We start from the raw sequence: 16678 nt of genomic DNA on the forward strand, positions 1-16678 counted from the left end.
CCCCCCGCCCCCACCCCCCTACCGGGTCGGGGTCGTGATGCGGTGCACGGACTCGACCACCGCTGCGCGGTGCGCGGCGAGGCGGGGTGCGGGCCAGGCGGGGCCGGCTGCGCCGGCCGCCGGGCCGCCCACTGCGGCGAACCAAGCCTGCGACAGTGCGATGACCAGCGTCAGGACGTCCTCGGGGGTGAAGTCCGCGGCGATGCGGCCGGCCTCCTGCGCCCGCCGCACCGACGCGATCTTGCTCTCGTAGGACTCGGCCTCCGTGCTCGTGGACCCGGGGCGCTCCAACTGCTTCCAGAGCACCAGCCGCATCAGCTCGGGCCGCTCCACGAGGTGGTCGAAGACGGCGCCGGCGTAGCCGGGCAGGTCGTCGGCGTCGAAGGGGACGGATTCCGAGCCGGTCTCCAGGGCCCGCTGGAGGACGGCGTCGAAGAGCTGCTCCTTGTTGCCGTAGTAGACGTAGATCAGCCGCTTGTTCGCCTGGGCGGCCTCCGCGATGCGGTCGACGCGCGCGCCGGCGATGCCGTACGTCGCGAACTCGGAGAAGGCCGCGTCGAGCAGGCGGGCCTTGGTCGCGTGGGAATCCCGTGCCATGACCGGCAGCCTAGCAAGTAACTATCCAGTTATTGACAAACTGCCCGGACGCGCCGCAAGCTCTATCTATCCGGTTAGTTACTTGACGAGGAGCACACCATGGAGAAGCGCGCACTGGGCCGCCAGGGGCTGGAGGTCGGGGTCGAGGGCCTCGGGCTGATGGGCATGAGCGCCCACTACGGCGCCACCGACGACACCGAATCCCTCGCCACGATCGACCGCGCCCTGGAGCTCGGCGTCACGCTGCTCGACACCGCCGAGGGTTACGGGCCGTTCCGCAACGAGCAGCTGCTCGGCAGGGCCCTGGCCGGCCGCCGCGAGGCGGCCGTGGTGGCCACGAAGACCGGGATCGAGTTCACCGACGAGGGAGCCTTGCTGGGGCACAACGGATCCCCGGAGTACATCCGCCGGTCCGCCGACCGCTCCCTGCGCCACCTGGGCACCGACCACATCGACCTCTACTACCTGCACCGGGTCGACCCGGCCGTGCCGATCGAGGAGAGTGTGGGCGCGCTGGCCGAGCTGGTCGAGGCCGGCAAGGTCCGCCACATCGGCCTGTGCGAGGTCTCCCCCGCCACGATTGCGCGCGCCCACGCGGTGCACCCGCTGGCCGCCGTACAGACCGAGTACAGCCTGTTCGAGCGCGGCATCGAGCACGACGGCGTGCTGGACACGCTCCGCGAGCTGGGGATCGGGCTGGTCGCCTACTCCCCGCTCGGCCGCGGCTTCCTCTCCGGCGCCATCACCAGCCCCGACGACTTCGCCGCGGACGACTTCCGCCGCACCGACCCCCGGTTCCAGGGCGAGAACTTCCGCCGGAATCTGGCCGTGGTGGACCAGGTGCGCCGGCTGGCCGCCGAGAAGGGCGTGACCCCCTCGCAGCTCGCCCTGGCATGGACCCTGCAGCAGGGTGCGGTGCCCATCCCCGGCACCAAGCGCCGCCGCTACCTGGAGGAGAACGTGGCCGCCACCTCCGTGGCGATCACTCCTGCCGAACTGGCGGCGATCGACGCAGTGGCCCCGCACGGCGTGGCCTCGGGCGACCGCTACGCACCGGAGCTGATGGCCTCCCTGAACGGCTGACGGCGGGGCTCACAGCGTGACGTGTTCGACCCGGGTTCGGTCGAGGAGTCCGGCCAGGGACAGGTCGCTGCCGTAGCGGGAGTGCTCGGCCCGCCGTGGGGCGTCTCGGAGACGGTGGTGCCGTGCGTGTGCACCCGGAGGATGCCGGTGTGCCTGCGACATCAGGCGCTGAGCACCCTCGTGCCGGCCCTGTGCAAGGGTCTGGGCATCCGGAGGATGTTGGACGATCCCCGCGTGGACCTTTGCGGCGGCCCGCTCTCCTTCTGGCGGACCGTCGCCCCCACCCCGGGTGTCGAGCCGGCGTTCCCGGACGTGTGACCGGCCGCGCCGCCGCGCGGAGAGTCACCGGTGTCGGGGGAGCGGTGCGGCGGGGTCGGCGGGGTCGGGGGTGAGGGCCGCGGCGGCCGCGAACAGGCGGGCGCAGCGCTGCGTCATGGCCTCCGGGGACTGTTCGGGGTGCTTGACCCACCAGCGGACGAGCGTCGCGACCAGGTCACGCCAGACGTACTTGAGCGCGTCGGCGTCGAGCGGGTCGGCGGATCCGGTCGCGCGCAGCAGTTCGGCAGTGCCGTCGGCGGCGAGGGCGTCGATGGCGGACCAGTACTCCGCCGCCCGGCGGGCGGCCGCGCCGTCGGCGGGCAGGGAGCTGTCGTACAGCACGAACCACGTCTCCCGCCGGCCCTCCAGCGCGGCGAAGATGCTCCCGAGCACCCGCAGGGGGGTGCGGGCGGTGGTGCCGTCCTCGCCGATCGCCGTGCGGACGGTGTCCAGCAGGCGGTCCCCGACGGGGATCAGGCAGGCGAGGTACAGGTCCTCCTTGGTACCGAAGTACTGGTGGAGCAGGGTCTTCGTGACGCCGACGCGTTCGGCGATGGCGGGGAGGGAGGCCGCCGCGTAGCCGCGGGTGCCGAACTCCTCCGTGGCGGCGGCCAGGATCTGCTGCCGGCGGTGGTGCCGCGGGACGCCCTTGGTGCCGGCTTTCGAGCGGGGGGTTGCCATGGCCGGATATTATCAGTAAGTAATTTACCGCAAGGTAAGTTTGTGTTCCGCGATCTCTGGAGCGCCCCCATGCCCAGCACGACGCCGCAGCCGTCCCCCGCCCCGCGCGCCCGTTCGTGGTGGGGGTGGGGGTGGGAGGACGCGCATCCCGACGACGCGGAGTGCGCCGCGATGGGCGCCCTGGTACCCGGTACCCTCGCCCACCCCCTCCCCGTGCCGCGCGTCCGCGACCTGGGCATCGGGCGGCCGGCGGTGGAGCCTCCGGCGAGCCTGGCGCACCTGGTCTGCGCCGGGCCGGAGGATCGCGCCGCCCACGCCATGGGCAAGGCGTACCGGGACGTCGTCCGCGCACTGCGGGGGCGACCGGGCCGCATCCCCGACCTGGTGGCCCGTCCGACCGGCGAGCGGGAGGTGGCCGATCTGCTGGACTGGGCCGGTGAGCGGCAGGTCGCCGTCGTCCCGTACGGCGGCGGTTCCTCGGTCACGGGCGGCGTGGAGTACCGGGGGGACGCGCATCGTGCCGTGCTGTCCCTGGACCTGACCTCCATGGGCCGGGTCCTGGAGGTCGACACCGTCGGCCGGGCGGCGCGCATCCAGGCCGGCGCCCTCGGCCCGGGCCTGGAGGACCAGCTGCGGCCGCACGGGCTGACCCTGCGGCACTTCCCGCAGAGCTTCGAGTTCTCCACGCTGGGCGGCTGGCTCGCCACCCGGGCCGGCGGCCACTACGCCACCGGCCGCACGCACATCGACGACTTCGTCCAGTCCCTGCGCGTGGTCGCGCCGGTCGGGACCAGCGCTTCCTGGCGGCTGCCCGCGTCCGGCGCCGGACCCTCGCCCGACCGGCTGTTCCTCGGGTCCGAAGGGGCACTCGGGGTGATCACCGAGGCGTGGGTGCGGCTGCAGGAGCGTCCCCGCCACAAGGCGTCCGCCTCGCTCGCCTTCACCGGTTTCCACGACGCGCTGGAGGCAGTGCGTGCCCTCGCGCAGTCGGACCTCTTCCCCGCCAACTGCCGGCTTCTGGACGCCGGTGAGGCCGCGCTGGCGGGCGCCTCGCACGACGGCTCCGCCGTGCTCGTCCTCGGATTCGAGTCCGCGGACGGGCCGGTCACCGGCCGGCTCGGCCGGGCCGTGGAGCTGGCCCGCTCCCACGGCGGCCGGTACGACGGCGTGGACGGCCGCGGCGGTGCGGACGGCGGGGGCGCCGACGCGGCCGTCGGCGCCTGGCGCTCGGCCTTCCTGCGGATGCCCTACCTGCGCGACGGCCTGGTCCGGATGGGAGCCGTCGCCGAGACCTTCGAGACGGCGGCCACGTGGGACCGGATCCCCGGCCTGGTCGAAGCGGTCCGCGAGGAGGTCGGGGAGGCCGCCCGCAAGGGCTCCGGCCACCCGGCGACCGTCAACTGCCGCCTCACCCACGTCTATCCGGACGGGGCGGCGCCCTACTTCACCGTCCTCGCCGCCGGCCGGCCCGGGGACGAGGTGGCCTTCTGGGACGACCTCAAGGCCGTGGCGGGCGATGTCCTCCACCGTTACGGGGCGACGATCACCCACCACCACGCCGTCGGCCGCGACCACCGACCGGGCTACGACCGCCAGCGCCCCGACCCCTTCGCCCTCGCGCTGCGTGCCGCGAAGGACGCGCTGGACCCGCACGGCATCCTCAACCCGGGCGTGCTCGTCGACTGAGCGGCGGCGGCCTGCGCGGGCCGGGAAGTGACCGGGGCGGGCGGCGTACGGTACGAAGGCTTCTGTGAAGGAACAGATCCAGCCCTCGACCGTGCGCGTGTTCATAGCGCTCGCCCCGCCCGACGAGGCCAAGGAGGAGCTTGCGCGGGCGCTGCGGCCGGCCTACGCGGCGTACCCGGGCCTGCGGTGGAACCGCATCGAGGACTGGCACATCACCCTGGCGTTCCTCGGCGAGCTTCCGGTCGGCACCGTCCCGCTCCTGCGGCCGCCGCTCGCGGACCTGGCCGCGACCCGCCGGCCTCTGGAACTCGCCCTGCGCGGCGGCGGACACTTCGACGAGCGGGTGCTGTGGAGCGGCGTCGACGGCGATCTCGCAGGCCTGCACCTGCTGGCCTGCGAGGTGCGGGCCGTCGTCAAGGAGTGCGGTGTCCCCTTCGAGGACCGTCCGCTGCGCCCGCACCTCACGCTGGCCCGGACCCGCCGCAGCGACCCCGCATGTGTGGTGGAGGCGGCGGCCGGGCTCGCGGACTTCTCCGGCCGCCGCTGGTCGACCGCCCGCCTGCACCTGGTGGGCAGCAACATCGGCCGCGGCCCGGGCCCGATCCACTACCGCGACATCGAGGCCTGGAGCTTCCGCCCGGGGCCGTCCGCCGCTCACGATCGACCGTGACCTCCTTCTCGTCACCGAACCGGTCCCCGACTAGCCGTGGTCATGAGCCGCCGTTGCGGGGCCGGCGCCGCTGCTGCCGTACCGACCCGGGCCTTCGGCGCCGGCCCCCGTCGCACACCACCCGCGGCGGCACCATCCCCTGCGAGGGTGACCTGACCCTGTTCGGGCAGGTTTCGGCACCGTGGACCCCGTCCACGACGGCCGACCCCCGCGGTGCGCACATCCGTTCAGCGTCTGCCCCCGCACGGGCCGTGACGGGAACGGTCCGGAGCCGTTCTTGGAGCCGGCCCTCCCCGCCGAGTTGTGAGGTGTACGTGCCACCCACCCGCTCCCCCGTCCGCGATGCCCTCGCCGCCTACCTCGAACGCCACCCCGCCGAACGCGACGCGCTCGACGCCCTCCTGGCCGCCCTCGACACGGGCGCCGATCCCGCAGGCCCTGCACCCCTGCCCGGGCCTATCACGTGCAGCGCGGTCGTGGTGGACCGGCACCGCCGCGTCCTGCACGTCCGCCCGGAGGAGGGCGGCGGGGCCCGCGTCCCGGGCGCACGCGTCGCGGCGGCAGACCCCACGCTCCTGGCCGCCGCACTGCGCGGGCTCCACCAGGAGACGGGGATCCCGCCTGCCGCGCTCTGCCACACCGCCGAGTACCTGGACGTCCCCGTCGACATCGGCGTCCACGCCGTCGGGGCGGACCCGGCCGCGGGCGAACCCGCCCTCCTGGGCTACGACTTCCGCATGGTCCTCCACCTGGCCGACGACGCCTCCGCAGCGGCCGCGCGCCCCGGCGACGTCCCCGGTACCGCCTGGCTCCCCTTCGAGGAGCTCGCCTCCCCAGCCCTCCGGGCCAAACTCACGGCGTCCGCCCTCGACGGCCGCGCCCGGCCGGTGAACGCCTCGGCGTTGATCCACGACGGGGACGGCCGCTACCTGCTCCACCTCAGGGACGATCTGCCGGACATCTGGGAACCGGGGGCCTGGGCGCTGCTCGGGGGCGGCCGTGAGCCGCAGGACGCCTCGCTGGAGGACACCGTCCGCCGGGAACTCCGGGAGGAGGCAGGGCTCGAACCGGTCGTCCTTGAACCGTATGCCGTGGAGCACGTCATCGGGACGGACGGCACCACCGTGCCGGTCCAGGTCTTCACCACCCGCTGGGAAGGCGATCCCGCCGCCCTCGTCCTGACGGAGGGAGTCATGGTGGCCTGGCACGCGCCCCGGACCGTCTCCCGCCTGCGCATGAGTCCGTCGCCCCGGGCACTGATCCTCAGGCATGCGAAGGAGTACGCGCCGGTGGCAGGGGGCCGGGGTGGCAGGGGGGCCGTGCCGCATGTGGTCGGCGTGCACCTGTACCTGGAGCGCGGGGGGAGGGTTCTGCTCGGGCTGCGCCATCCGGACTGCGCCTACGCCGGAGCCGCCCACCACTTCCTCGCCGGGCACTGCGAGCAGGAGTCCGCCGTGGACTGCCTGGTCAGGGAGGCGCGGGAGGAGGCCGGGCTCGTCATCGAGCCTGCCGACGTCGAGCTCGTCCACCTCGTGCACGTCGTGGACCGGCCCGGCGGGCAGCCGCGCATGCAGCTGGTCTTCCGGGCCCGGAGATGGGTCGGCGAACCGCGGCTGCTGGAGCCCGACCGCTGTGTGGCGTGGGACTGGTGGCCGCTCGACGCCCTGCCGGAGCCGATCGTCCCCTACACCCGTGCCGCCATCGAGGGCATCGGTGCCGGACGCCTCTACACCGAACTGGGCTGGAGCCGGCCCGGGAGCGCCGGGTGAGCGCCCAGCGGCGGCACACGGTGCCGGTCGACGTCCACCTCCTGCTGCGCCGTGACGGCGCCCGCGGCCCCGAGGTACTGCTGTCGCGGCGGGCCGGCCCGGTGTACGCGAGCGGCATGTGGCACCTGCCGTCCGGTCACCCGGAGGCGGACGAGGACTTCGTCCGGGCCGTGATCCGGGAGGCCCGCGAGGAGACCGGGATCATCATCGATGCCGCGGACGTCCGGGCGGTGGTCACCGTGCACCACCGCCCCCCGACGGGCTCGTCTTCGCGGCTGGGCGTCTTCTTCGAGGTGCGCGGGTGGTCCGGCCGGCCGGGCGGCCAGGACAACCTGAGGCGGACGGTGCGGCGGTTGGACGCCGGCTACCACGTGGTGGTCGAGGACATCCTGAAACTGTCCGGAACGAACAGCCAATATCTGTGAGGAAACAGGCATAAGGCCGCCGAACCGTGGTAGACGCTGCTACAGACCGGTTCGCCCGAACCAGGAGGTAGTCATGATCGTTCTGGGCGTCATCCTGCTGATCATCGGCTTTGTCACAGGGATCTCGATCCTGTGGACCATAGGCGTGATCCTCGTCGTCATCGGCCTGGTGCTGTGGCTGCTGGGAGCGGTCGGGCACGCCGTGGGCGGCCGCAAGCACTACTACTGACGCCGGACCTTCTGGCGCCCCCGGCGGCCCCCGGTCGCGCGTCCCTCCTGATCAGGGGCGGAAGCGCAGCGGATGGTCCGCCGGGACCTCCACGACGGCGATCCGTACGCCGTCCGGGTCCGCGACCCACATCTCGATCAGCCCCCACGGTTCGCGCTCCGGAGGCCGCAGTACCTCGGCGCCGCGGCTGTGCAGCTCCTCGTACGCCGCGTGCACGTCGGCGACTTGGAGCCACAGCCGCATACCCGGCGCGGGCGGTGCGTCGGCCCGTCCCGACACCTCCAGGAAGCCGCCGCCCAGGAAGTACACCGTGCCGCGCTCGGGGCCCGTTCCGAACTCGCGGTACACCGCGAGGCCGAGGATCCCGCCGTAGAAGGCGCGTGAGCGCTCGGGGTCCGTGGGTCGCAGCAGGATCCTGCTGCCCAGTACGTGCACCATGCCCCCACCCTCTCGCACGGGGCGCCACCGTGCACGCACATGCTTGCCACTGCGCGCCTCCGGTCCTTGCCGGGCCCGACGCCGTGCGCCCGGCGCCGGCCTCATTCCTGCTGCTCGGAGCGTCCGCGCCACCGGGTCCACACCCGCAGGCGGCCGGTGTGCCGCGTACGGGTGTGCTTGTCCAGCTCCTCCAGCAGGCGCTGGGAACGCTTCTCCACGCCCAGCTCGTCGAGGACCCTGTCGATCTCGCTCAGCAGCGCGCCGCGCAACTGCCAGTGCTCGGGGTCCTCCTGGGCGGCGGCCAGCAACAGGTCCGCGAGCCGGTCGCGGTGACCGCGGGCGACGGCCAGCTCTCCGGTCAGGCGGGCCTCGGCCTCCTCCGCGTTGGCACTCACCTGTGCCGTGATCAGCTGGGCGAAGCTCTCCACGGCGATCGCGGTGTGGCGCAGGACCTCGCGCAGCGCGGCCGCGGTCTCGGGTTCGAAGAGCGGGCCGTCACGCCGGGCCTTGGCCAGGTCCGTCAACGTCCGGCAGGCCACCCGGAGCACCACGGCGCAGATCTCCAAGGTGTCCAGGCCCGTCCGCAGCACCAGCCGGAACAGCAGCCCCTCCTTGACGCGGGGATTGAGCCGGATGCTGTCCTCGGCCTGCCGCAGGGCGGTGTCGACCTGCGCGATGTCGTTGTCGAGGCGGCGTGCCTCGTGCAGCCGGGCGGCGGCCTGCTCCACCCGGCCGGGGCCGAGGGACTCCTCGCCGAGGTGGTCGAGCAGGCGGCTCATGCGCTGGGCGAGATCGGTGATCGCGGCGCCCGCCGGGCCGATCCACAAGGGCGGCGCCAGCAGGAGGTTGACCAGCAGCCCGACCACCGCGCCGATGACGGTCTCCAGCACCCGGTCCCAGGCGGTGTTCGCCACCTGGGTGACGCCGAGGACCAGCATGGCGCTGATCGCGACCTCGGGCACGAACTCGTCGACGCGCACCAGATGGCCCACCACCAGGGAGGCAAGGATCAGCAGTCCCAGGCTCCACCAGGTCAGGCCCACCAAGGCGCTGAAGCCGATGGCGATGAGGACGCCGACGACCACCGAGTTGACCCGGCGGATACTGGTGGTCAACGTGGAGTAGAGCGTGACCTGGACGACGAGCAGCGCCGTGAGTGGCGCGGTCAGCGGGTTCGGCTCGCTGCTCAGGCGCAGCGCGACGACGTAGCTGATCACGGCCGCGGCGGTGGAGCGGAGCGCCTGGACGGCGACCGGCTCGCGGCGGCGCCGTACGACACGGGTGGCGAAGCTGCTGATCGTTTCCGACATGACTGGGCATCTTCCCAGCCTGTGCGGGATGACGCGTACCGGAACACACGGGTCCGCTCGTGTCGCGTGGGGCCCGCGGGGTAGACGGTGGAAGTCCGAAAGTCGAAGTGCGAAGTCCGCGTCGATCGGATCTACGAGGGAGCAACAGCCATGAAGGGTACGGAGGACAGGCGTCAGGAGCCGGTCGGCGGCCGCGAGGAGCACGCGCAGGAGCACCCCGGTCCCGACCCGGTGCACCCCGAGGCCAGCAAGCCGGTCGCCGGCAAGACTCCGGAGGAGCTGCGCAGGCGGCAGGAGCAGAAGATGTCCCACCCGCAGGACCGGGACGCCGACTGACGGCGCCGACCGGCGGCCGGCCGCACCGTTCAGGGGCCTTCGTCGTAGGTGCCGGCCTCGACCTCCAGGGCCAGTTCCTGGAGGACCTCGATCGAGGAGATGTCCGACCGTCCGCTGTCGTGGGCGATGGCCAGGCTGGTGAAGGCCAGGCTGAAACCGGACACCATCGTGTGCAGGGCCGGGCCGAGCGCCTCGGCCACCAGGGTCGCCACCTGCTGCGGCGACGCGTCGGCGGGCACGCTGATCGACGGCAGCATCTCGTTCAGGAGCTGCGTGGCCACTCCGGCCGTACCGGCCGGGGTGTCCGCGTCCTCACCCGCCTCGGCGGCCCGGCGGATGTCCTGGGCCTCGGTGAGGATGCCGATCACTCGCCTGAGTACGTCTGCGCGTTCCATCCTGCGGAGCCTAGTCCGCCCCCGGCGGGTGCGGACGGGTGCGGGTGCGCGCGCCGCGGACCGCCCGCACCATGACCGTGAGTGCCGCGACCGTGTGCGCGGCGAGCGGGAACCAGCCTCAAGGGAGACCGCCATGTCCTCGGACCACCCAGCGCCCGACCCGACCGGGTGCCGCCTGCTGCTGGTACGCCACGCAAAGGCGGTACCGAAGGGGGACCCGGCCGACGACTTCGAGCGCGCCCTGGGCGAGCGCGGCAAGGCCGACGCGCCCCGGACGGGACGCTGGCTGGCGGAGCAGGGCCACGCGCCTGAGCTGACGGTGTGCTCGCCCTCGCGCAGGACCCGGCAGACCTGGCAGCTGATGGTGCCCGCCCTGCCGGATCCGCCCGACGCGGTCTACGACGAACGGCTCTACAACGCGGCGCCGAGCGCACTGGTCACCGTACTGGCGGAGCGCGCAGCGGGCCTCGGCTGCGTGGCGCTGGTCGGCCACAACAGCGGCATCCACGAGCTGGCCACGGCCCTGTGCGGAGCGGGGCCCGCGGAACTCCTGGAGCAGCTGCGGGACGGTTTCCCCACGTCGGGGGTCGTGGTGGTGGACCTGCCGGGCGGCTGGGCGGACCTGGCCCCCGGAAGGGGGCGCCTGGTCGCCATGTGGTCACCGCCGCACTGACGCCCGAGCCGATCGGCCGCGGCGGTCGGCGCGGGGCGGCTGTCATGCGTCGGGGTCCTCGGCGGGCGGCAGCTCGTCGACGACGTGGACCGCGGCCTCCTCGGCCGAGGCCGCGCCCCCGTCGATGCCGACGTCACGGGCCAATATCGACAGGTGGCGCTGCGCGGCCGAGTCGTCCACCGCGGCCAGCCGGCCCGCCCGGTCCGGGCCGCCGAGCAGGGCGTCGCCGGCCTCGTCCGATCCCTCGTCCTCCTCCGACACCTCCGGCTGTTCGCGGGCGAGACGCTGTTCGAGCGTCTCGCCGCTGTGCGCCTCCGCGGCGGTGGTGCCCCGGTCGTCGACCGCCAGCGGGCGGTCGACGGGCACGTACGCGGTGTCGAGGGTGTCGTCGAGGCCCGGCTCGTCCAGGGTGTTCTCCAGGTCCGGTTGCGCCTCGGCGGACTCGTCGGTCTCCTGCGGCTGGTAGACGTCGTCGCCATAAGAATCGTCGGCGCTGCTCATCGGGGGTCTCCGTTCGGTGGGGGTCGGCGGTCGGCACGGCGCCGACCGGGCGCTGCTCTCCTTGGTGCGCTCAGCCGGGCACGGAGGCGTCCAGGGGGAAGGAGCGGCTGGAGTCGGTCGTGTCGAGCAGCCGCAGCAGCTGGTGGCTGGGCGCCGCCAGGCGCAGGACGTGGCCCGTCAGGGCGGCCGTCCGCCGGGCGTCCAGAAGGATGTTGAGACCCGTGGAGTCGCAGAAGGAGGAGTTCCGCAGGTCGACGACGACCTCGGCACCCCTCGCGGCCCACGACAGGGCGGCGGCCAGCGTCTCGCGCAGTGCGCCCGCGTGGTCCAGGTCCATGTCGCCCCGCACCGGCACCACGTACGGGTCGGGGTGCTCGAGACCGGTGGCGGCCTCCGGTACGGGCGCGTGCTCGGCAACCATGACGTACCTCCTCGTACGAGGAGCACCTGCCCGGCGCGGCACCTCATAACCGTCCTCCCGGCCGGGGGACCGCGCTGCGGCACCGGGCGCATACTGGGCGCATGGCGAGCCCGACCACGGCCGTCCGCAGGATCAGGCGGCAAGCCGGCGAAGCGGTGTTCCTGCGCGTCGCCGGGCCCGACGGCGCCCGCAACCGGGAGCGGATCCACCTGGCCCCCGGGCCCCGGTGGTTCGCCCCGGACCGGCCGGTCAGACGGGTGCACGGCGACGCCTCCATGTTCGTCGGGGGCCTTGCCGCACTGCTGCTGCAGTCCTTGCACCCCGTGGCGATGGCCGCCGTCGCGGCGCACTCCGGGTACCGCGGCGACCCCTGGGGGCGCCTGCAGCGCACCAGCACCTTCCTGGCGGTCACCACCTTCGGCGCGAGCGCCGACGCCGACGCGGCGGTGGCGCGCGTCCGCGCGGTGCACGCCCGCATCCGGGGCCGGACGGGCGACGGCGTCCCCTACCGGGCCGACGATCCGGAGCTGCTGTCCTGGGTGCACCTCGCCGAGGCGTACTGCTTCCTGCGCGCCCACCAGCGGTACGGAAGGCATCCGCTGGATCCGGCGGGCTGTGATGCGTACCTGGCCGACACGGCGCGGGTGGCCCGGGCCCTGGGCGTGGAGCGGCCGCCGGAGAACGTGCGGGAACTGGCGGCGGGGATGGCCCGGTACAGGCCCTGCCTGCGGGTGACGGACGCGTCGAGGGACACGGCCCGTTTCCTGCTGACCGATCCGCCGCTGCCCGGGCCCGCGCGCCTGCCGTACGCGCTGCTGGCGGCGGCGGCCGTCGACCTGTTGCCGCCGTGGGCACGGGCGGCCGTCACCACGGGGTCGGGATGCGCGGCCGGGCGGCTACCGGCTCCGGCCGCCCGCGCGGGAGGCCGGGCGGTGACCTGGGCGATCCGCTGGGCCCTGCCCCCGGCTCCGCCGGCGGCGACCGCAAGATCGGCGCCGGCCGGCGGGGTGGGACACTGAGGGCATCCGCCCGCGCCCCGAGCCCGAGCCCGACCCCGACCCCGACCCCGACCCCGACCCCGACCGGAGAAGTGAACGACCGATGACGCACCGGTTCCAGGAAGGCCAGCGGGTCCGTCTGGCGGCAGACCTCCGGCTGGCCGGACGGGTCGTCCCGGCCGAGGGCTCCGGGTCGGAAGAGGACGCCGCCGTCGGCACGCTGTCGCTCGCATCGGACACTCCGGGCACCGTCGAGCGGGTGGACGCGCCCCGGGAGCGCGAGCAGAGTCCCGCGGTGCGCGAGTACGTACGGCTGAAGGGGCTGTTGGACGACTTCGGCCACCAGATGCCCCCGGCGAGCAGGCAGCAGCTCGTGGAGCAGATCGCCTCCCTGGAACCGGAGTGGACCGCCCACCGCGCACACGGGCCGCGGGTGACGGTCCGGGTCCGCCTCGACAACGGGTTCGTCCTCGACGACGCTCGCGCGGACCTCTTCCGCCACGCCTGAGGCGGCGAAGGGCGGCCCGCCCGGATTGCCCGGGCCCGCATCCCCGTGCGGGACCCGCTCGGGTTGCACGGCAGTTGGCTGCCTACGCAGGGGTGAACGCGGCCGTACCACCGCTCCCAGTGACGTTTCTGTGGTGAACCGGCTACGCCGTCGGGGTGAGTAAAGCCTTCATCCGCGAAAGTTCTGCACTTCGCCAAGGAAGGATCTGCTTCAGGTAAAGAGCCCTGGTGGCGCGGCTCTTTGCCCTCCCTGTGCCGATGCGCTCCTCGGAGGAACCGAACCATGACTTACGGGAACAAGCTGCGGGAACAGATCGCCAAGCCGGGCACCACGCCGCTCATCGGGGTGTACGACATGTACTCGGCCTCGGTGGCGGCCGGGCACTACGACGGGATGTTCGTGTCCGGCTTCGGGTTCGCCGCCTCCTACTACGGACTGCCCGACATCGGATTCATCGCCTGGCCCGACATGGTGGCCTTCGTCCAGCGACTGCGCGGCGCCTTCCCCCGCCACCACCTGCTCGTCGACATCGACGACGGGTACGTGGACCCCGAAGTGGCCTGCCACGTCGTGGAGGGGCTGGAGCGGATGGGCGCCTCCGGCGTCATCCTGGAGGACCAGAAGCGCCCCCGGCGGTGCGGGCACGCCGACGGCAAGCAGGTGCTCCCGCTGCAGGAGTACCTGGAGAAGCTGGAGATGGTCCTGGCGACCCGCAAGGACCTGGTGGTCGTCGCACGGACCGACGCCACGGAGGAGGACGACATCATCCGCCGGGCGCAGGCCCTGGCGGCGACGGACGCGGACGTCGTACTCGTCGACGGGGTGCGCAGCGTGGAGTGGATCCGGCGGATCCGGGAGGCCGTGGGCGGCAAGCCGCTGCTGTTCAACCAGATCGCCGGCGGCAAGTCGCCGCGGCTCTCGCTGACCGAGCTGACCGACCTCGGCGTCGATCTGGCCATCTACAGCACCCCCTGCCTGTTCGCCGCGCACAAGGCGATGGACACCGCCCTCGCCGAACTGCGGCTGGCCGACGGGCGGCTGCCCGCGGCCGACGGGGGCGAGGAGGTCGGGGTCGGCGAGTCCACGCGGCTGCTGACGAAGAACATCTCGCGCCACCACCCCGTACCGGTGGCCCGAGAGAGCGTGACGGTGTGACGGGCGCACGCTTGCGGGCCGCGGCCGCGCTCGCGGTGGCCCTCGTCGGCGGGGGCGCGACGCCGGCCGCCGCAGGGGGCAGCCTGATCACCGTGATCGACAACTCGCACTCCGACTCGGTGGTCGAGATCGACCGGGCGGCCAACCTCCAGAGCGGCAGCGGAACGGCGGGCAGCGACCACGACGGCGGCGCCGTCGAGGTGCTGGCCATGCTCCTCGGGGCGGCGCGGGCGGGCGACGAGGACGACTGAGGAGCCGACGGGCCCGTGACGCCGAACGGCCGGTCCCGCCGAGGCGGGGCCGGCCGTTTGCGCGGTCGCGGTGCGCGCCCGGCCGCGCTCGCACGCCGGTGCGCGTGCCGTGGGTGCCGTGGCTGCCGTGGCTGCCGTGGCTGCCGTGGGAGATCCGTCCGTACCGGTGGTGCCCGGCCGCCCTCAGTCCTCGCCGGGCAGGTCCAGCTCCGCGACCACGTCGCCGAGATCGTCGGTCAGGTCGTCCGAGAGCTCGTCGACGGGGCCGTCGGCGGGTGCGGACGCCGCGGCGGGTGCGGCGGCCGCACCGACGGCGGCCGCGGCGGCATGGGCGGTGGCGGCGGCCGAGAGGGCGCAGCCCGCGAGGGCGAGGACAAGGGCGGCGGTTCGTACGTTCAGTCGCATGCCCTGGGAACGGTCCTGGCCGGCGGGGGGTCACCCGGTATGACCCGGGTGGATGCGGCCGGCGGTGGCATGCACCGCGGAACGGGCCGTGCCACGCTGGTCACAGCACTCGGGGACGGCAGCCGCGACGAACGGAGCGCGCTGTGAACCGTCGGCACTCCACCGCCCCACTGCGCCGCGGCCTCACCGCCGCCTGCGCCGCACTCCTGTTCGCCGCACTGGCCCCGGGTACCGCGACCGGTGCGGACCCGGCGCCGCCCCCGTCCCCCTCCCCCTCGGCGTCCGGCACCGGTGGCGCCGACGGCCTCGACCCGCGCATCGCGGAGATCATGCGCAAGCCCGAGTACCGCAACGCCCAGTGGGGCCTGCTGCAGACCGGGCCGGACGGCGGCCCCGCGGAGCACAGCATGTTCCCCGACCAGTTCTTCGTCCCGGGGTCGACCGCCAAACTGGTCAGCGTCTCCGGCCCGTGGCACACCCTCGGCTCCGAACACCGCTTCGTGACCCCGGTGTACGCGGTCGGCGAGCGCAGTGGCTCGACCCTGACGGGCGACCTCGACCTCGTCGCCCAGGGCGACCTCACCATGGGCGGCAGGACGCGGCCCGACGGCACGGTGGCGTACACGGACCTCGACCACACCTACGCCGACGTCTTCACCGGAGCCACCCTCACCCCGGAGAACCCCCTCGCCGGGATCGACGAACTCGCCCGGCAGGTACGCGCCTCCGGCATCACCCGTGTCGAGGGGGACGTCATCGTCGACAGCCGGCTGTTCGCCCCCGACCCGGGACTCGACCCGACGCCGACCCCGATGATCATCAATGACAACCTGATCGATCTCGTGACCAGCCCCGGGGATAGGGCGGGCGCCGCCGCCCGGCTCGACTGGCGGCCCCGGGTCGCCCCGTACCAGGTCAGCTCCACGGTGAAGACCGTCGCGGCCGGGGAGCCGACCGCCGTCACCGTGACGGCCACCGACGGCGGCACCCGCATCCGGCTCTCGGGCACCATCGCGGCGGACGCCCCGCCGCTGCTGCGCACCGCCCCGATCGCGGACCCGGCGGCGTTCGGGCGGGCCGCGCTGATGCAGGCCCTCGACCGCGCCGGGGTGGAGGTCACCGCGGATCCGGCCGGACCCAATCCGGTCGCCCGACTGCCCCGCGACTACGACGGCCGGCCCCGGGTCGCGGCGTACACGTCCCCACCCTACGCCCAGTACGCCAAGCTGATCCTCAAGGTCAGCCACAACCTCGGCGCCAACCTGGGCATCTGCCTGATGGCCGTCTCGACCGGCAGCCGCCAGTGCGCGGACGGCTTCCCCGTGCTCGCGGACTTCCTGGACGAGGCGGGCGTGGACCGCGGACAACTGCAGCTGGCGGACGGCCGGGGCGGCAACCCGGCCGACCGGGCCACGCCCGCGGCTCTGGTGCAGATGCTGGCGTACTGGCAGAAGACCCCCGACGCCCGGCTCTTCCGCGAGGCGCTGCCCATCCTCGGCGTCGACGGGCTGCTGGCCGAGAACTGCCGCGACTGCCCGGCGCGCGGAAAGGTGTTCGCCAAGACCGGAGCGGCGGTCGGCCCGGACGACCTCAACGACCGCCTGGCCGTCGGGGCCATCACCATCGCGGGATACCTGGACCGCGGCGGCGGCCGATTCGACCCCTTCTACGCAGGTGTCAACGGCGCCTCCACCCCCGGTCCGGACACGCAGGACGTGGTGTCCATCGCCAACGACCTCGCCATGATCGCCGCCTATCTCCAAGAGGCACCGCCCCCGTCCTGAGGGGGCCCGTGCGGGGTCGCACGCAGGGCATCTCCTGCCCGTGGG

The 16678-nt window shown here is 73.8% G+C and carries 22 protein-coding genes; 14 read left to right on the top strand and 8 right to left on the bottom strand.

Translation table 11 applies throughout. From position 1 onward, the window contains the following. Nucleotides 1-18: 18 nt before the first annotated feature. Nucleotides 19-597 carry a TetR family transcriptional regulator gene (locus tag IF89_RS0121855; RefSeq protein ID WP_030770664.1) on the bottom strand — a complete coding sequence of 193 codons (579 nt, stop codon included), beginning with the start codon at nucleotides 595-597 and terminating at the stop codon, nucleotides 19-21. Nucleotides 598-696: 99 nt separating this feature from the next. Here IF89_RS0121855 and IF89_RS0121860 point away from each other — a divergent pair, with 99 nt between their 5' ends. After that, entirely contained in the window at nucleotides 697-1680 is a 984-nt protein-coding gene (locus tag IF89_RS0121860) for an aldo/keto reductase (protein WP_030770667.1), read from the top strand. Nucleotides 1681-1701: 21 nt separating this feature from the next. Then, a complete protein-coding gene (locus IF89_RS46080; RefSeq protein ID WP_030770671.1) occupies nucleotides 1702-1998 on the top strand; it encodes a hypothetical protein in 297 nt (98 codons plus the stop codon). 24 nt (nucleotides 1999-2022) lie between these two features. Here the strand turns inward: IF89_RS46080 and IF89_RS0121870 are convergent, their stop codons facing one another. After that, nucleotides 2023-2679, bottom strand: coding sequence for a TetR/AcrR family transcriptional regulator (locus IF89_RS0121870; protein WP_043194239.1), 657 nt, complete (start codon nucleotides 2677-2679; stop codon nucleotides 2023-2025). Between the two features lie 69 nt (nucleotides 2680-2748). Here IF89_RS0121870 and IF89_RS0121875 point away from each other — a divergent pair, with 69 nt between their 5' ends. The 5 genes from IF89_RS0121875 (at nucleotide 2749) to IF89_RS47045 (ending at nucleotide 7458) form a co-directional block, all read left to right on the top strand. Further along, a complete protein-coding gene (locus tag IF89_RS0121875) occupies nucleotides 2749-4365 on the top strand; it encodes an FAD-binding oxidoreductase (protein ID WP_030770680.1) in 1617 nt (538 codons plus the stop codon). Nucleotides 4366-4429: 64 nt separating this feature from the next. Beyond that, entirely contained in the window at nucleotides 4430-5035 is a 606-nt protein-coding gene (gene thpR / locus IF89_RS0121880) for an RNA 2',3'-cyclic phosphodiesterase (RefSeq protein WP_051807384.1), read from the top strand. A 314-nt stretch (nucleotides 5036-5349) separates the two neighbouring features. After that, complete coding sequence (locus IF89_RS0121885; RefSeq protein WP_030770683.1) at nucleotides 5350-6804, top strand: NUDIX hydrolase; 1455 nt, start codon at nucleotides 5350-5352, stop codon at nucleotides 6802-6804. Further along, the gene (locus tag IF89_RS0121890) at nucleotides 6801-7229 is read left to right on the top strand and encodes an NUDIX domain-containing protein (protein WP_051807390.1); all 429 of its coding nucleotides are present in this window, start codon (nucleotides 6801-6803) and stop codon (nucleotides 7227-7229) included. The genes IF89_RS0121885 and IF89_RS0121890 overlap by 4 nt, the downstream gene beginning before the upstream one ends. A 73-nt stretch (nucleotides 7230-7302) precedes the next feature. Then, nucleotides 7303-7458, top strand: a complete 156-nt coding sequence (locus IF89_RS47045) for a DUF6131 family protein (RefSeq protein WP_167389254.1) — start codon at nucleotides 7303-7305, stop codon at nucleotides 7456-7458. A gap of 51 nt (nucleotides 7459-7509) precedes the next feature. On the opposite strand, the gene IF89_RS0121900 is transcribed toward IF89_RS47045, so the two are convergent. Both IF89_RS0121900 and IF89_RS0121905 read right to left on the bottom strand, forming a co-directional pair. Further along, complete coding sequence (locus IF89_RS0121900) at nucleotides 7510-7896, bottom strand: VOC family protein (RefSeq protein WP_030770687.1); 387 nt, start codon at nucleotides 7894-7896, stop codon at nucleotides 7510-7512. Between the two features lie 101 nt (nucleotides 7897-7997). Beyond that, a complete protein-coding gene (locus IF89_RS0121905; RefSeq protein ID WP_030770688.1) occupies nucleotides 7998-9206 on the bottom strand; it encodes an FUSC family protein in 1209 nt (402 codons plus the stop codon). A gap of 150 nt (nucleotides 9207-9356) precedes the next feature. On the opposite strand from IF89_RS0121905, the gene IF89_RS0121910 reads away from it, so the two are divergent. Further along, nucleotides 9357-9542, top strand: a complete 186-nt coding sequence (locus IF89_RS0121910) for a hypothetical protein (RefSeq protein WP_051807392.1) — start codon at nucleotides 9357-9359, stop codon at nucleotides 9540-9542. A gap of 29 nt (nucleotides 9543-9571) precedes the next feature. Here IF89_RS0121910 and IF89_RS0121915 read toward each other — a convergent pair whose 3' ends face one another. Next, a complete protein-coding gene (locus IF89_RS0121915; protein ID WP_030770690.1) occupies nucleotides 9572-9937 on the bottom strand; it encodes a hypothetical protein in 366 nt (121 codons plus the stop codon). Between the two features lie 133 nt (nucleotides 9938-10070). On the opposite strand from IF89_RS0121915, the gene IF89_RS0121920 reads away from it, so the two are divergent. Continuing rightward, nucleotides 10071-10610, top strand: coding sequence for a SixA phosphatase family protein (locus IF89_RS0121920; protein WP_030770694.1), 540 nt, complete (start codon nucleotides 10071-10073; stop codon nucleotides 10608-10610). A 42-nt stretch (nucleotides 10611-10652) separates the two neighbouring features. On the opposite strand, the gene IF89_RS0121925 is transcribed toward IF89_RS0121920, so the two are convergent. Together IF89_RS0121925 and IF89_RS38160 are read right to left on the bottom strand one after the other, a co-directional pair. Next, a complete protein-coding gene (locus tag IF89_RS0121925) occupies nucleotides 10653-11111 on the bottom strand; it encodes a DUF5709 domain-containing protein (RefSeq protein ID WP_030770698.1) in 459 nt (152 codons plus the stop codon). A 70-nt stretch (nucleotides 11112-11181) separates the two neighbouring features. Further along, complete coding sequence (locus IF89_RS38160; protein ID WP_051807394.1) at nucleotides 11182-11532, bottom strand: STAS domain-containing protein; 351 nt, start codon at nucleotides 11530-11532, stop codon at nucleotides 11182-11184. Between the two features lie 101 nt (nucleotides 11533-11633). On the opposite strand from IF89_RS38160, the gene IF89_RS0121940 reads away from it, so the two are divergent. The 4 genes from IF89_RS0121940 (at nucleotide 11634) to IF89_RS0121955 (ending at nucleotide 14444) form a co-directional block, all read left to right on the top strand. Further along, nucleotides 11634-12551: an oxygenase MpaB family protein gene (locus tag IF89_RS0121940; protein ID WP_043194240.1), complete on the top strand. Its 918-nt coding sequence runs from the start codon at nucleotides 11634-11636 to the stop codon at nucleotides 12549-12551. 82 nt (nucleotides 12552-12633) lie between these two features. Beyond that, a complete protein-coding gene (locus tag IF89_RS0121945) occupies nucleotides 12634-13038 on the top strand; it encodes a hypothetical protein (RefSeq protein ID WP_030770707.1) in 405 nt (134 codons plus the stop codon). Between the two features lie 282 nt (nucleotides 13039-13320). Continuing rightward, nucleotides 13321-14193 carry an isocitrate lyase/PEP mutase family protein gene (locus IF89_RS0121950; RefSeq protein WP_030770709.1) on the top strand — a complete coding sequence of 291 codons (873 nt, stop codon included), beginning with the start codon at nucleotides 13321-13323 and terminating at the stop codon, nucleotides 14191-14193. After that, nucleotides 14190-14444, top strand: a complete 255-nt coding sequence (locus tag IF89_RS0121955; RefSeq protein WP_030770712.1) for a hypothetical protein — start codon at nucleotides 14190-14192, stop codon at nucleotides 14442-14444. The genes IF89_RS0121950 and IF89_RS0121955 overlap by 4 nt, the downstream gene beginning before the upstream one ends. Nucleotides 14445-14627: 183 nt before the next feature. On the opposite strand, the gene IF89_RS46085 is transcribed toward IF89_RS0121955, so the two are convergent. Continuing rightward, the gene (locus IF89_RS46085) at nucleotides 14628-14849 is read right to left on the bottom strand and encodes a hypothetical protein (protein ID WP_030770715.1); all 222 of its coding nucleotides are present in this window, start codon (nucleotides 14847-14849) and stop codon (nucleotides 14628-14630) included. 143 nt (nucleotides 14850-14992) lie between these two features. On the opposite strand from IF89_RS46085, the gene dacB reads away from it, so the two are divergent. Then, a complete protein-coding gene (gene dacB, locus IF89_RS0121965) occupies nucleotides 14993-16633 on the top strand; it encodes a D-alanyl-D-alanine carboxypeptidase/D-alanyl-D-alanine-endopeptidase (protein ID WP_234327837.1) in 1641 nt (546 codons plus the stop codon). Nucleotides 16634-16678 lie beyond the last annotated feature (45 nt).

It is taken from the genome of Streptomyces sp. NRRL F-2664 (assembly GCF_000719345.1).
In the GTDB taxonomy this organism is placed as follows: Bacteria; Actinomycetota; Actinomycetes; order Streptomycetales; family Streptomycetaceae; genus Streptomyces.